This is a genomic window from Lacrimispora sp., from assembly GCF_031982545.1.
Lineage (GTDB): Bacteria > Bacillota > Clostridia > Lachnospirales > Lachnospiraceae > Lacrimispora.
The window spans coordinates 325418-339426 of record NZ_DALYXB010000002.1 but is presented as its reverse complement, the minus strand read 5'-3'; the positions used below and the strand labels follow the sequence as shown (position 1 = coordinate 339426).

Below are 14009 nucleotides of genomic sequence, written 5' to 3'. Positions count from 1 at the left end.
GGAGGCGAAATATGAGAATATCAAAAGAACCAGAAGTTCGTAAGCGTGAACTTGCAGATAATGCCATGAGGTTATTTTGTGAAAAAGGTTATGAAGCAACTTCCATAAAGGATATTGCAAGAGCAGTCAATGTTGTTCCAGGTCTTTGCTATAACTATTTTAAATCAAAGTACGAATTATATGAGTATGCCTTAACTCTTTATGCAGAAGAGTGTATTTCTCCCATAATTGAAATTCTGCAAAGGGATGAGGAATCGTTGAATGCATACTATCAAAAAATAATAAATGCTTTCATCAGAAATGACGGAAAAGAAAAGTATCATGATTTTTTTCATAAAGATGGAAATCAGCTATTTCATAAGCAATTGGAAATAAAGATGAATGATAAAGTTCAGCCATATATAAAAGAGTTTATTGTCCGCCTAAACTTGAAGGGGCAGTTGAATGTGAAAGATCCTGAAAGCATTTCAAAGTTTATTGTCTATGGCCAGTCACCAATTATTAATGACGATTCCCTTTCAGCAGATGAAAAAGCGGATAAGGTCATCTCGATTATCAAATTATTATTGAACTAGTAAATACCCCGGTTATTGCCGGGGTAAAAAAACAACTATCGAATGAATAAGTGTCATTGAAATGAATTCAATAGATGATAAAGGAGAAAAAACATGAAACATACAGTATTAATTACGGGAGCAACCAGTGGACTTGGTCTGGCATATGCAAAGGAGTTTGCGGAAAAAGGATACAATCTTATTATTACAGGAAGAAGAGAAAATAAGATAATAGAAAACGCAAAATATATAGAAAATACATATCACGTAAAAGTGAAAGTAGTGATTGTAGATTTGGCAAAGGAAGAAGGTTTAAACCTCCTACTGAATGAAATCAGGGAAGAAGAGATTGAAGTATTAGTAAATAATGCAGGATTTGGGCTGAAGCCTGTATTTTCAGAAGTGCCAAAAGAAGATATGGATCGCATTATGTTTCTGCAAATGAATACAGTCGTTATATTAACCCAAAACGTATTAAAGCAGATGCTGTCCAGACATAAGGGGACTATTATTAATATTTCTTCCGATGGTGCCTTTGCAGTGATGCCAAGAAACATTCTTTATTCTTCTACCAAATTATTTATTTTCAATTTTACAGAAGGGCTATATATGGAACTGATTGATACCCCTATTCATGTGCAGGTGGTATGTCCTGGATTTATAGATTCTGATTTTCATGAGAGTGCAGGAATGAAAGTGGTAAAGAAGAAAAATGGCTTTATGAAATTCATGGATCCTCAGGAAATCGTTGGTTTGGCAATGAAGGATCTAAAGAAGGGGAAGGTAGTAAGTGTGCCAGGTTTGGAGGCAAAAATAATTCGATTTATGGCTGTTTTCCTTCCAAGGAAAATGTTTTATAATATAATAATTAATTTTACAGGAAAAAGAAATCATAAATTAGATACAAATATTAAAAAAATCAATTAAAAATGACGATTAGTATCGTTTTTTCTACATCATAAATGGATTAAACAGGTTTAATGTTACCTTATTATATATACCACTAATATGAATGGATTAAATCCATTGATATAAAAAAATAAGGAGGTAACTGAAATGAGTGGAATGATCAGCTTAACAAATGAGGAACTCAATTTGGTGAAAGGGGGAGCCTGTAATTCTGACTATGGATATTATTTTTGTTGTCCTTCAAGTAAGAAAAAGTTTCAGGACAATGTAAAAAAATATAAGGATTCAGATTACGAAAAGGCTAAAAAATATATACAGTTTGTGTATGAGTGCTGTGACCTCTAAAAAGTCCTGTATTTATTTTGGGCTAGAATCTTTATTTTTAAAGATTCTAGCCTTTTGATATAACTATATGGCAAAGGACGAAAGCTTATGAGATATAAATGCATTAAACAGTATGATTCCACTGATTGTGCAAGTGCCTGCATAGCATCTATAGCCTGGCATTATGGAAAAAGAGTATCATTATCTAAGATTCAGAATTGTACAAATATGGATAAAGATGGAATGAATATAAATGATATAATACAAGCTTCCCAGAGGCTTGGTATGATTGCAAGTGCTGCAAAAAAAACGGAAGAATTTAACAGCAGTGAAATAGACCTGCCATGCATTGCACATACTTACAATGAAAATGGTGTAGGTCATTTTATAGTAATCTATAATATTAAAAAAAATAATTTGATTATTTTTGATCCTGCTATCGGTCTGTTAAAAGTTGATAAAGGCAGCTTTTTTAATTCTGATGAGAAAGAAAATTCACCATATACTTGGAGTGGAATATTAATATTTTTAAAACCAGGTGAAGATTTTACAAAACATTCGGAAGAAACAAATAATAAAAAACTTTGGAAACTCATACAGTTCCAGAAAGAAAATGCTGTAAAGATTATTATTTTATCTTTTTTGTCAATGTTACTAAGTATTCTAATGTCATTTTATTTTCAGATAATAATAGATGTAATAATACCGAAAAAATGGGAATATTCACTTATTTTAATTACTTTTATCTTTATTGCTTTTACTATTATAAATGCATATTTAAATAAATTACGAGTTAGTTTATCATTGGAGATAAGTAAGAATATTAGTTTAAAATTATCATTAGATTATTTTGATCATATTTTAAATTTACCGCTTTCATTTCATGAGTCAAGAAAAAATGGTGATATTATTTCCAGATTTCAAGATGCCAGTAAAGTACAAGAGATATTAGTAACCAGTATTTTAATATTACCGGTTGACATTATGTTTATAATAATTGTGGGTATTATTTTATGCTTAAAAAGTATAGAACTGTTTATTCTGGTTTTAATAATGTGCATTAGCTACGTTATCTCCATAGTTATTTATAGAGAGAAGTATTCTGTATTAAATGCAAAACATATGAATCAGCAGTCTGTTATAACCAGCCATTTAGTTGATTCATTAGATGGAATTGAGACGATTAAAGTTTATCAAAAGCAAACTGATATTTTTAATACAGGAAAAGAAAAATTTATTAAATGGCAGAATTTAATTATTCAATTAGGTAATGCTGAAAATAATCAGGCTGCATTAAAGACCATAATTAATAGCGTAGGTGAGATTTTGATTCTTTGTGTAGGAACGTTTGAGGTGATTCACGGGATGATATCCCTTGGTGAACTAATTACATATAACATTTTAATCAGGTATATGCTGATGCCAATTAGTAATATAGTAAACTTGCAACCGGAGTATTATATAGCCAAAGTAGCAATGGAGCGTTTAGATTCAATAATGGGAGTTGAAAAGGAGTATGACTCAGGGGATAATTTAACGGGTATCCAGTGTATTGAAATGAATAATATTAACTTTGGTTTTAATTCATATAAAGATGTACTAAATTTTGCTGGAGTTCAGATTAACAAGGGTAAAAATATAGCAATTGTAGGAGATAATGGCAGTGGAAAGACTACAATTGCTAAGCTTTTAATGAAGCTATATCTGCCACAGACAGGAAAAATATTGATCAATAATGTAGACCATTTAAAACTAAGCTTAAATTACCTGCGTAAACATATTGGATATGTGACACAAGAGGATTTTATTTTTTCAGGAAGTATAAGAGATAACTTGCTAATGGGTGAGATTGATATTACAGAGGATCAGTTAGTTACTGTGGCTAAAATGATGGGAGTACACGATTTTGTAAGTAATATGCCAAGGGGTTATGATAGTATATTGACGGAGCGGGGAAATAATATATCAAAAGGACAAAGACAAAAAATAGCCTTGGCCAGGGCAGTACTATATAATCCTGATTTTTTAATATTAGATGAGGCGACAAGCAACATGGATATCATCAGCGAACGTAAAATTATTGAAACATTGAAGAAAGATACAAACATAACATTAATTATTATCACCCATAGACTGAATAATATTATGGATTGTAATCGGATTTTTGTTATGGATAAGGGGCATATTGTTGCAGAGGGAAATCATGAAGCTTTATTGAATAAAAGCCAACTTTATAGAAGGTATTATGAGAATCAGGAGGGGTAATAATGAGGAAAAAGATAATGAGTGGTATTATAGTCTTATTTGTATTAATATTAATTGGAGGAGGGGCTTTTTTTCTATTGCCAAAGGTAAGAGAAGAGACTGCCAGCAGCAGGAATGTTAAATATACTTTGGAACAATTATATAGTCAGAACGGACATTTCTATGTATATTTTAATCGGGAAGATTGTCCATATTGCGATAATGTAAAAACAGACATAGAAGAATTGGCCGGTAATGAAAAGGTAATTATGGTTGACACAGAATTGTTGAAGGGCACACAAAATTATGATTGGGATGCGCATGAGGCAAAATATGATGTGGAGATTGGAGAAAAAACTGATGGAGGAGAGATCGAATTTTACGATGGCAAAACTGAAAAAGATATTAAGCAGTTGTATCCTCCTTTAAATTATAAAATTTTATGGGTTAATAAGAGATATGCAGAATTACATGAAGGCAAAGAATTTGGAAAAGTATATGCAGTTTATACTCATCCAGTTCTGGAGAAAGATGATCTGAAGAAAGATAACTTAATAATACCTGCAGTTCCTATATTAGTAGAGTTTAATGATCATGAAGTAATTAATTACTTCTTTGATGATAAAGAGATTATAGGACACTTAAATTCAAATACAAAACCTTTGGATTCTTATTGGAATCTGGATTAATAAGGAGATGGCTGTTAATGAAGGCATTACAATTAATTTCCATAACAAAGACATATGAAAGTGGCAATTCATTTATTAACGTGTTGGATGATATTAATCTGACCATATATCCAAACGAATTTGTCTCAATTATTGGTTCGTCAGGGAGCGGAAAAACCACATTGCTTAACGTAATAAGTGGATTGGAGAACCCTGCCTCAGGCAGAGTTCTTATCAATGAAACTGATTTTACAGATTTCAATGAAGAGGAAAGAGCAAAATTCAGATTGAAAAATATAGGCTTCGTTTTTCAGAATTACAACTTGATTCCAGTGATCAATGTTTTGGAGAATATAATACTCCCTGCCAAACTTGACGGAAGAAAAATTGATATAAACGAAGTAACTGAGATAGTAAAAATACTTGAAATAGAGGATAAGTTATACCAGATGCCTAATTTACTATCTGGAGGTCAGCAGCAGAGGGTTGCAATAGCAAGAACATTATATACGAAACCAGCCATTGTTCTTGCAGATGAGCCAACTGGTAATCTGGATTCAAAGACAAGTGCGAATGTTATTCAACTGATGAAACGTATGAGCCAGAAATTTGGTCAAACCATGATTGTTGTCACCCATGATAATAAGGTAGCAGAGGCAGCAGACCGAGTCATACAAATAGAGGATGGAAAGATTGTTCGTGATGGGAAATAATAAATATAACGTTAATCAGAATGGAATAAGAGTACTATACAATGCCTATAGAAAATACAATAAAAAGCGTGATGCTGTTTTAATCTCAGGCGTTTCAATTATGATCGGTTTAACATTTATTATTTTTAGCTTCCTGTATGGTAAGTTAAATCTGGATATATTAAAAAATATAAGAGAGGATGGAATGGCTGTATCCTCTTATTTAGAATATGGAACTATGGAGATAGAGGATAAAATCAGAAGTCTTCCGTATGTGAAACGTGTTGGTAAAGAAAAATTAGCGGGAAATATTTTTTTAGATGATCAGAAAATCTGTACATGTATAGCAACAGATGATTTTACATATCAGTCTATGATAAAGCCGGCATATACGGATGTAGTTGGGAGCTATCCAAAAAACGTGGACGAGATAATGCTATCTGATAAAACATTAAAATATTTGGGAATTACTGATCCGAGTATTGGTATGAAGATTAATTTAGAGTTTTATTGGAATAGTCTCAGTAAAGAGAAGCTGACTGGCATACAGTCGTTTGTTTTGTCTGGATATTATACAGATTACCATAATCGTTTAAGCGATCAGTCGATTGCTTATATTTCCATTAACAGATGTAAGGAGGGGGAGGTTGATCTTTATCCAGCCCGGATATTAATTGATGTTAAATCAAAATACGGGAAAGCGGAACAGATTGAGAGAAGTTTGTATCAAAGTATATCCTTAAGCGACGATAACCAATATTTTAATAGTAGTGAGACTGCCCAGTACAGAGCGATTGAAAACATAGCAGGTGGATTTGGCAGTGCGATGGTATTCATTTTATTAATAGGCTTTAGTATGTTTATATTTGTTTATAATACTCTTTTTATTTCATTAAACTATGACATTAAGCAGTATGGGCTTTTAGAAGTGATAGGGGTAACAGGCAGACAGATTAAAATTATGATATACCGGCAGGTTTTAAGAATATTTCTGGCGGGTTGTGCAGTTGGGGGTGGAATCGGCGCAATTGTGGTGTATCAGCTTCTGCCTGAATTATTAATTCATATGTATCTTGGTAATGAAGGAAATTTCAGGGGAATACGTGCTTTTAATAATACCTTTCTGGTAATAACCATTTTATTGGCAGCTGTAATTATGTTTACCACAGCGAAAACAGTAGTGGATAAATTGCTGAAGATGAGCCCTGTTGAGGCAATGAAAGGTATAAAGCAGACGGAAAGCGTAAAAGAGAACGTAACAAAAAAGGAAAGGCATTATAACATAAATCCTATTCTTAATCTGGCGATTGGAAATATACTGCGAGATAAGAAAAAGTTTATTTTTACGGTAATTTCTTTAACAATTGGCTGTGGAATAGCAATCGGTTCCTGTGTACTGGCTTTAGGGACAGATTCCTTAAACAGATTATCTCAAAACCCTGATTTTGAAATATGGATCACCCAAAATGCGATTAACAATCTTTTAGAAAATAGTGATGACTCATCAGAGAAGCAGCTGATAACGGAATCAATGATTTCAGATATACTGCATAAATCGGGCTTAAACAATGAGAATCTATTAAAAACATATGGATATTTACCCATTTATGATGGATCAACGCTAAATGTTTTAAAAGTGTTAAAAGATTACAAAAAACAGACTATAGTGGTGCAAAAAGTCGATTATCAGGAATGGGAACATTTGTTGAACTATATTACGAAAAACGAATTGAGCATTGACACGAACGAATTTGCTGAAGGGGCTGGGACCATCATCTTACATAATCATTTAGCTTCGGGAGAAAGTGAACAGGAACAACAAGAATTAATCGGAGAATCAGTTTCTCTTAATGACATCGTTGAGCAAGGTACGAAAATAACGGATATGAATTCCATACAATTAAAAAACTGTGGATATTTAGATCTCTCAGCTTCGGATTTTCCGGATTTAAAGTTAAGTGAACGTGGTTCGAATACCATTTACTTTCTGGTAAGGGAAGAGGAATTCAATCGTTTATCAAAGACATTAACCAGACAGCTATTGAGAACTGAGATAAACGTGTCGAAAGAGCAGGAAAATAATATAAAAATTCTACTGAAAAACTGGGTAAAAGAGAAAAACTTAGAATATCAGACCAGGAATAATGTACAGAATCAAGACTTAGTGTATCTTGTTTGTAATTCTGATGTGATAGCAAGCCAGAAAAATTATATTGCAGGCAGCAGAATTATTATGATGTCAGTCAGCACAGCGCTAATATTGATTGGTATTATTAATTATATCAATACAATGGTTATGACTATACTGACAAGAAAAAAAGAACTAATCATACTGGAAAGCATTGGTTTAAGCAGAAAAGGATTAAGAATTATGCTTACTGTGGAAGGGGCATTATACAGTCTGACGATAACAGGACTTCTGCTGACTATCGGTAATCTGTTATTGCTTTTTATGGTTAAATATATTCAGGTTAAAATAAGTTATTTTAAATTCATATATCCGTTTTCAGCCTTATTTTTTATAGTAATGGCATTAATAGCCACGTGTATTTTTATTCCATTTATCATGTACGGACGTCATAGTAAAGATAGTATTAGTCTGCGAATAAAACAAATTATAGAATAAAATACTGTCAATTATTTACAAATAACTTACATATTTTTACAAAAAAATAAACTTCATTGACTTATACCAACAATTGAATATATACTTTAGCCAGATCCGGATCAGAATGAACATATACTACTTTAACACCAATTCTCTAAAAATGGTAACCGGGCCCTATACCTATAATGATACTACCTATAATTTTACCGAAAACGGAACAACGGACGGTACTCCTTACGTGTATACAGAATGGAACAGTGATGGCACCATTAGAAGGGGTAAAAAAATTAGTGTTCGTTAACCTTTACAACTGCTTGCTTAACTGGTTTTGAAATTAGTATTCCATAAGAGAAGGGAAGAATGGAATTGGATTTGGTACCTCGCACCTTCCCTTCTTTATCCACTTTTATTTGTAAGTATCCAGACTGGATAGCAGTTTTAAATTCTCCTGCTCGTTTTTGTTAAACACACTGTCTTTAAAATTTTCAGGTGTGATTAACGGTTCGTACCAAATCTGTCCCTTAAAATAGTTATTTAAATCTTGATTAATAAAAATATAACCATGCCTTGCATAAATCTCATTTTTGGCCAGATGTATGATTAATGGAGGAACCTGATCAAAATCCTGTTTTTGGTAAATCTTCAAATCTGTGAAATATAAGGGTTCCACAACAGAAGAAATATCCCGTACCTCCCGGACATTTTCTAAATAATCGGATACTTCTGGATAAAAAGAACATTGATCACGGTATTTCTTTCGTTCTGCGATTGCATTTTGCATTTCGTTATCCGTCCAATGGGAATAATATTTTTCATACACCACATCAAATAAATCTGGCTCGGTTGTCTTGTTGGCTGTAGTTTCACTGCTTTTTTCCCCATCTTCTTTATTCTGTTTCGTGCGCTCCAGCTTATATACACCTGAAAATCCGTACCCGGATAAATTGTTATCTTTCATCTTATAATCCTGCACCTCAATCTGGATGGCATTATCATTGCTGAATATAATATGAAGAATTCCAGAACCGCCCCAGCCGTCATCGTCATATTTATAGTTCAATTCCCCATTGATTATCTTACCAGTAATATTATCGATTTCCGCGATGCGTTCGGTGGTGCCCTGTTGCATAAATAAGTATCCGTCTAAGTTAGTTTTATCTGTGACCTGAAAAGAAAATTCTAAACCACCATAAGAGAGAACCTCCTCATGACTGAAACTGCTTTCAGTCCAGAGGCCTGAGTACCCTTCGTAATTTTCGGCCTCCGTTTGTGAAATCGCAGTCGAGCTGGCTTGAACCACAGTTTCTGGCTTTGTGTCCGCAGCTGGTTCATTTGTCTGAATTGTTTTTATATTCTCTGAATTGCTGGTATTGATTTTCCTGCACCCAGATAGGGTAAGAACACAGATAATCATTATAATTGTTTTGTTTTTCATAAGAAGCACCTTTCTGATCAGCCACTGTATAACAGTTGATGATAGTATAACACAATTCTTTCACTAAAGGGAGGGCGCCAAGGTTTTATATGGACAGTGAGGTGATATTAGAAAATGAAATATAAAGGGAAATCTGGCTCTGTAACATTAATAGGGGATAATGGCAAGTCTGTTCAGGTTTGCAATATAAAAAATGGGAAACCTCAGGTCAGGCGATTAGAAACGGCCGATTATTATGAGTTTACTCTCATTTACTCCTTTTTCAACCGAGTAAAGAAAAAATATGACAAGAAGACTCTAAGAGAAATAAAATAGTTTAATAACCTTGTAAACGCTCCGTGACATCATCACAGAAATAAATATTTTTTTGAGGTAGAATAACATTATCAAGAACATAGTTGTTTAAACAGAAAGGAGCATATACGATGAGCGTATTGAAAATAACGAAGGAAAATTTTGAGAAGGAGGTAATGCAGTCAGATAAACCTATTTTACTGGACTTCTGGGCATCCTGGTGCGGCCCGTGCAAGATGGTGGGACCCGTAGTAGAGCAGGTGGCTGCAGAAACGGCAGAAGTGGCCAGAGTCGGCAAGATTAATGTAGATGAGGAGCAGGATCTTGCCCAGGCATTTAAGGTAATGAGCATACCTACCTTAGTGGTTATGAAAGAAGGAAAAGTGGTAAAAAGCACAGTCGGTGTCCAGTCCAAGCAGACGATTATATCAATGCTCCAGTAAAAAATATTACGATTGGAGTAAAATATGGCACACAAATTTAAAGTATTAAATAAGAGTAAGCTGGACAGTCCAAAACGCAGAGAAGTATTACCTGCAAAGGAGATCCTGAAAACAATTGGGATAAAAAAATCGGATGTTGTTGCAGATATTGGCTGTGGAATTGGTTTTTTCACTTTCCCATTATCCGAGGCAGTAGGCAATGAGGGAATTGTATATGCTTTGGATATAGAAAAAGAGATGCTTGATGATGTAGAAGCGGGATTGCTGGAACGAAATATAAAAAATGTGCGCCCGGTTGTGACGCAGGAGTATCGTTTGATTTTAGAGAATAATTACGTTGACGTTGCTTTTTTATGTACCGTTATGCATGAAGTGAAGATGCGTGAGAAATTTTTAAAAGAAACAAATCGGATTCTGTATCCTGACGGCCGTATCATTATCATTGAATGGATCAAGAAAGACAGTGACTTCGGACCGCCTGCTGATCACCGGCTGGATAAGAATGTTCTAAAAAGAAATCTTCAGAGGGCGGGATTTAAAGATATCCAGATCACAGATTTTAATAATTATTTTTACATTGCAGATGCAAGGAAGAAATAGATAAAGAAAAGATTGAGACACGTTTGTTGCCTCAATCTTTTCTTTTGTCAGAGCAAGCTGGCTGAATAATGTTATAATAAAAGAAAATGAATTCAGGGGGAATAAAATGGAATTATTAATCGATTGCATCCCATGTTTACTGCGTCAGTCTCTAGAAGCAGCCAGAATAGCGACAGATCAGAAAGAAATCCATAATAAAATTATGAAGGATACAATAAAATTGCTGTCAGACTATGATAAATATAAAAATTCCCCCCAGCTGGCAAAAGAAATTCATAATCTGGTTAAGAATGAGACCGGTAATCCTGATCCATATCAGCAGATAAAAAATAGAGATTTACAGGCAGCAAAGGATTTATATCCGCTTTTAAAGGACTTTCTGCAAAGAAAAGAAAACAGCATATATTGGGCTCTAAAAGTAGCAGCTGTAGGGAATAATCTGGATGCGGCGGTCTACAGTAATCCGGAATTAGAGAAATGTATTAGTAAGGAGTTGGAAAAGGAATTTACCATTTGCGATCTGGATCCCTTTACGGAAAAATTACAACAGTCGAAGAACATACTTATTATTGGAGATAATACAGGTGAAACAATATTTGACAGGGTCATGTTAGAGAGTTTTACTGACGCAGCAATCACCTATGGAGTGCGGGGTGAATCAATTATTAATGATGTGACAGAAAAAGAAGCAATGGATTCGGGACTTAATTCAGTTGCGCGTGTCATTTCCACGGGCTGCGGATCTCCAGGGACAATTTTAGCTGACTGCAGTCCTGAGTTTATTGATATTTATGAAAGATCTGACGTTATTATCAGCAAAGGACAAGGAAACTTTGAAGCCCTTTCAGGTGAAAAAGGGAATTTGTTTTTTTTGTTGAAAGCAAAGTGTCCGGCAATAGCAGGAGCGTTTCATGTAAAAATTAATGATTATATTTTTCATTATGAGAATGCTAAATATTGACATATGTCATAAATGGTATTAATATATTTAGCAAAGGAAAAGACAGGAGCAGAGAATATGAGCGAAAATGTAAAGGGTTGTTCAGACGGCAGCTGTACCAGGGAATCCTGTGCAGGTTGTGAACATAGCAAAGAAAGTATGCTGGAGCAGTTAAACCAGTACAGTTCCATAAAAAATGTAATTGGTATCGTCAGCGGTAAAGGCGGAGTAGGTAAATCATTTGTAACGGCAATGTTAGCGGTTTTGTTAAATAGAAAAGGATATCGTGTGGGTATCTTAGATGCAGATATTACCGGTCCGTCTATTCCAAGAATGTTTGGGATAACCGGAAAAGCTTCCGCAAATGAATTTGGATTACTTCCGGAACAAACAGTAAATAACATAAAAATAATGTCCGTAAATCTACTTCTGGATAAAGAAGATTCTCCCGTTGTATGGAGAGGTCCTATCCTGGCTGGCACGGTAAAGCAGTTCTGGACAGATGTGGTATGGGATGAATTAGACTATCTTTTTATTGATATGCCGCCGGGAACGGGTGACGTCCCCCTGACAGTATTTCAGTCCATTCCGCTGGACGGAATTGTCATTGTTTCCTCACCGCAGGATCTGGTTTCCATGATTGTGAAAAAAGCCTATAACATGGCTAAATTAATGAATATTCCCATTCTTGGTTATGTAGAAAACATGAGTTATGTGAAATGTCCGGATTGTGGAAAAGAAATTCCTATATTCGGAGAGAGCAAACTGGGTGAAATAGCTATTGAAACGGGTGTTGATATTTTAGGGAGAATTCCTATTGATCCAGTACTTGCAAGTCTGGTAGATAAGGGCGAGTTTGAACGATTTTCCTGTGATTATCTGTCAGGTGCAGCAGAGCGCATAGAAAAAATGTAGGAAAGTAAAGTGTAAGTATAACAGTTAAAACAGAGCAAACAGTTTAAAACAGTATAACAGTCAAAAATAAACCACTGCCATATTAGTCTCGTGTCACAGACTACTTAAATGGCAGCGGTTTTTCTTTTCCTTTTATTGATAAAGTTTTGGTAGTATAATAAGAGTATGCTTAAGAGTGAAATTAAATAAGGAAGGTACAAACATTTGGTTAATCTAAATAAACTGGTAAGAGATAAGATTCCGGATATAATTGAAAATAGTGGACGCAAGGCAAAATATCATATCCTGTCAGAGGCAGAATATCTGACCGCTCTGGATGAAAAATTATTTGAAGAAGTAAATGAGTATCAGGCAGACAAAAGCCTGGAGGAAATGGCTGATGTTCTGGAAGTTTTGTATGCAATCTGCAAAGCACGGGGATACAGCATAGAGGAGCTGGAAGGAAAGAGGGTAGAAAAGTTAGTACATCGGGGCGGATTCGAAAAGAAATTATTTTTGGAGTACTCCGAAGAAGAGAGGTGATATCATGGGGAAAATACTGTTTATTGATGTAGATGGAACATTGGTGGACTATGAGACCAATCTGCCGGATTCGGCTGTGGAAGCGGTCAGAAGAGCAAGAAAGAACGGACACAGAGTCTACATCTGTACGGGACGCAGCAAAGCGGAAATCTATCAGGATATCTGGGATATTGGTTTGGATGGCATGATCGGTGGGAATGGAAGTTATGTGGAGGATCATGGAACTGTGGTTCTGAACCGGTTAATTTCAAAAGAGGAATGCAAGAGAATTGTTGACTGGCTGCATGGCAGGAATCTGGAATTTTATTTGGAAAGCAATAACGGACTGTTTGCCAGCGAGAACTTTGAATCAAGGGCAGATGAATCCCTGAAGGAATATGCCCGAAGGAAAGGAATCGCCGGTGCCGAAAATGTTACGGTTAGAACTATATTTCCGGATATGATTTTCGGAGAAGAATTATACCGGGCAGATTTAAATAAAGTCAGCTATATGCTTCATTCATATCAGGATTTTCTGAATACAAGAGCGCAATTTCCCGATCTGGAATCTGGAACATGGGGCGGAAGAGGAGAAGAAGCTCTCTTTGGTGATTTGGGAGTAAAGGGGATTACGAAAGGAAATGCCATAGAGCATTTGCTGCATTATCTGAATGCAGACAGATCAGATACCATCGCATTTGGAGATGCAAAAGTCGATATACCCATGCTGGAAGCCTGCGGGTATGGTGTTGCAATGGGCAGCGGTGGAGATGAAATCAAAAAAGTGGCAGATTTTATTACAGACGATGTGGATAAAGACGGGTTGTATCATGCTTTTTCAAGATTGAATCTCATATAATATGTTGTGAGTAAAGTATGAAA

Annotated in this window: 14 protein-coding genes; 13 read left to right on the top strand and 1 reads right to left on the bottom strand. The window is 34.9% G+C overall.

What is annotated here, in order from left to right; all coding sequences use genetic code 11:
- The first annotated feature begins 11 nt into the window (after positions 1-11).
- From ABS301_RS05085 to ABS301_RS05055, 7 genes are all read left to right on the top strand, one after another.
- Positions 12-575, top strand: a complete 564-nt coding sequence (locus ABS301_RS05085; RefSeq protein WP_349671184.1) for a TetR/AcrR family transcriptional regulator — start codon at positions 12-14, stop codon at positions 573-575.
- Positions 576-668: 93 nt separating this feature from the next.
- The gene (locus ABS301_RS05080; protein ID WP_349671183.1) at positions 669-1481 is read left to right on the top strand and encodes an SDR family NAD(P)-dependent oxidoreductase; all 813 of its coding nucleotides are present in this window, start codon (positions 669-671) and stop codon (positions 1479-1481) included.
- Between the two features lie 129 nt (positions 1482-1610).
- The gene (locus tag ABS301_RS05075; protein ID WP_104434684.1) at positions 1611-1808 is read left to right on the top strand and encodes a hypothetical protein; all 198 of its coding nucleotides are present in this window, start codon (positions 1611-1613) and stop codon (positions 1806-1808) included.
- Positions 1809-1895: 87 nt separating this feature from the next.
- Positions 1896-4052 (top strand): peptidase domain-containing ABC transporter, encoded by a 2157-nt coding sequence (locus tag ABS301_RS05070; RefSeq protein WP_349671182.1) that lies wholly within the window; start codon positions 1896-1898, stop codon positions 4050-4052.
- A 2-nt stretch (positions 4053-4054) separates the two neighbouring features.
- Positions 4055-4720 carry a hypothetical protein gene (locus tag ABS301_RS05065; protein WP_349671181.1) on the top strand — a complete coding sequence of 222 codons (666 nt, stop codon included), beginning with the start codon at positions 4055-4057 and terminating at the stop codon, positions 4718-4720.
- Positions 4721-4737: 17 nt separating this feature from the next.
- A complete protein-coding gene (locus ABS301_RS05060) occupies positions 4738-5412 on the top strand; it encodes an ABC transporter ATP-binding protein (protein WP_349671180.1) in 675 nt (224 codons plus the stop codon).
- 100 nt (positions 5413-5512) lie between these two features.
- Complete coding sequence (locus tag ABS301_RS05055) at positions 5513-8017, top strand: ABC transporter permease (RefSeq protein ID WP_349671179.1); 2505 nt, start codon at positions 5513-5515, stop codon at positions 8015-8017.
- Positions 8018-8405: 388 nt separating this feature from the next.
- Here ABS301_RS05055 and ABS301_RS05050 read toward each other — a convergent pair whose 3' ends face one another.
- Positions 8406-9434: a YARHG domain-containing protein gene (locus ABS301_RS05050; RefSeq protein WP_349671178.1), complete on the bottom strand. Its 1029-nt coding sequence runs from the start codon at positions 9432-9434 to the stop codon at positions 8406-8408.
- A 425-nt stretch (positions 9435-9859) separates the two neighbouring features.
- Between ABS301_RS05050 and trxA the strand changes: the two genes are divergently transcribed.
- The 6 genes from trxA to ABS301_RS05020 all read left to right on the top strand — a co-directional run bounded on the left by trxA (position 9860) and on the right by ABS301_RS05020 (position 13986).
- Positions 9860-10171: a thioredoxin gene (gene trxA / locus ABS301_RS05045; protein ID WP_349671177.1), complete on the top strand. Its 312-nt coding sequence runs from the start codon at positions 9860-9862 to the stop codon at positions 10169-10171.
- 24 nt (positions 10172-10195) lie between these two features.
- A complete protein-coding gene (locus ABS301_RS05040; protein ID WP_349671176.1) occupies positions 10196-10771 on the top strand; it encodes a class I SAM-dependent methyltransferase in 576 nt (191 codons plus the stop codon).
- Positions 10772-10877: 106 nt separating this feature from the next.
- Positions 10878-11732, top strand: coding sequence for a damage-control phosphatase ARMT1 family protein (locus tag ABS301_RS05035; protein WP_349671175.1), 855 nt, complete (start codon positions 10878-10880; stop codon positions 11730-11732).
- A 57-nt stretch (positions 11733-11789) separates the two neighbouring features.
- Positions 11790-12626: a P-loop NTPase gene (locus ABS301_RS05030; RefSeq protein ID WP_349671174.1), complete on the top strand. Its 837-nt coding sequence runs from the start codon at positions 11790-11792 to the stop codon at positions 12624-12626.
- A gap of 204 nt (positions 12627-12830) precedes the next feature.
- Entirely contained in the window at positions 12831-13148 is a 318-nt protein-coding gene (locus ABS301_RS05025; protein ID WP_349671173.1) for a nucleoside triphosphate pyrophosphohydrolase, read from the top strand.
- A 4-nt stretch (positions 13149-13152) separates the two neighbouring features.
- Positions 13153-13986 carry an HAD family hydrolase gene (locus ABS301_RS05020; RefSeq protein ID WP_349671172.1) on the top strand — a complete coding sequence of 278 codons (834 nt, stop codon included), beginning with the start codon at positions 13153-13155 and terminating at the stop codon, positions 13984-13986.
- The last annotated feature ends 23 nt before the right edge of the window (positions 13987-14009 follow it).

What these genes read in the sequence shown, in the direction of transcription:
- ABS301_RS05080 (WP_349671183.1), top strand. Translation starts at nt 669, where the DNA reads ATGAAACATACAGTATTAATTACGGGAGCAACCAGTGGACTTGGTCTG.
- ABS301_RS05040 (WP_349671176.1), top strand. Translation starts at nt 10,196, where the DNA reads ATGGCACACAAATTTAAAGTATTAAATAAGAGTAAGCTGGACAGTCCA.
- ABS301_RS05075 (WP_104434684.1), top strand. Translation starts at nt 1,611, where the DNA reads ATGAGTGGAATGATCAGCTTAACAAATGAGGAACTCAATTTGGTGAAA.
- trxA (WP_349671177.1), top strand. Translation starts at nt 9,860, where the DNA reads ATGAGCGTATTGAAAATAACGAAGGAAAATTTTGAGAAGGAGGTAATG.
- ABS301_RS05035 (WP_349671175.1), top strand. Translation starts at nt 10,878, where the DNA reads ATGGAATTATTAATCGATTGCATCCCATGTTTACTGCGTCAGTCTCTA.
- ABS301_RS05030 (WP_349671174.1), top strand. Translation starts at nt 11,790, where the DNA reads ATGAGCGAAAATGTAAAGGGTTGTTCAGACGGCAGCTGTACCAGGGAA.
- ABS301_RS05070 (WP_349671182.1), top strand. Translation starts at nt 1,896, where the DNA reads ATGAGATATAAATGCATTAAACAGTATGATTCCACTGATTGTGCAAGT.
- ABS301_RS05085 (WP_349671184.1), top strand. Translation starts at nt 12, where the DNA reads ATGAGAATATCAAAAGAACCAGAAGTTCGTAAGCGTGAACTTGCAGAT.
- ABS301_RS05065 (WP_349671181.1), top strand. Translation starts at nt 4,055, where the DNA reads ATGAGGAAAAAGATAATGAGTGGTATTATAGTCTTATTTGTATTAATA.
- ABS301_RS05050 (WP_349671178.1), bottom strand. Translation starts at nt 9,434, where the DNA reads ATGAAAAACAAAACAATTATAATGATTATCTGTGTTCTTACCCTATCT.
- ABS301_RS05055 (WP_349671179.1), top strand. Translation starts at nt 5,513, where the DNA reads ATGATCGGTTTAACATTTATTATTTTTAGCTTCCTGTATGGTAAGTTA.
- ABS301_RS05020 (WP_349671172.1), top strand. Translation starts at nt 13,153, where the DNA reads ATGGGGAAAATACTGTTTATTGATGTAGATGGAACATTGGTGGACTAT.
- ABS301_RS05060 (WP_349671180.1), top strand. Translation starts at nt 4,738, where the DNA reads ATGAAGGCATTACAATTAATTTCCATAACAAAGACATATGAAAGTGGC.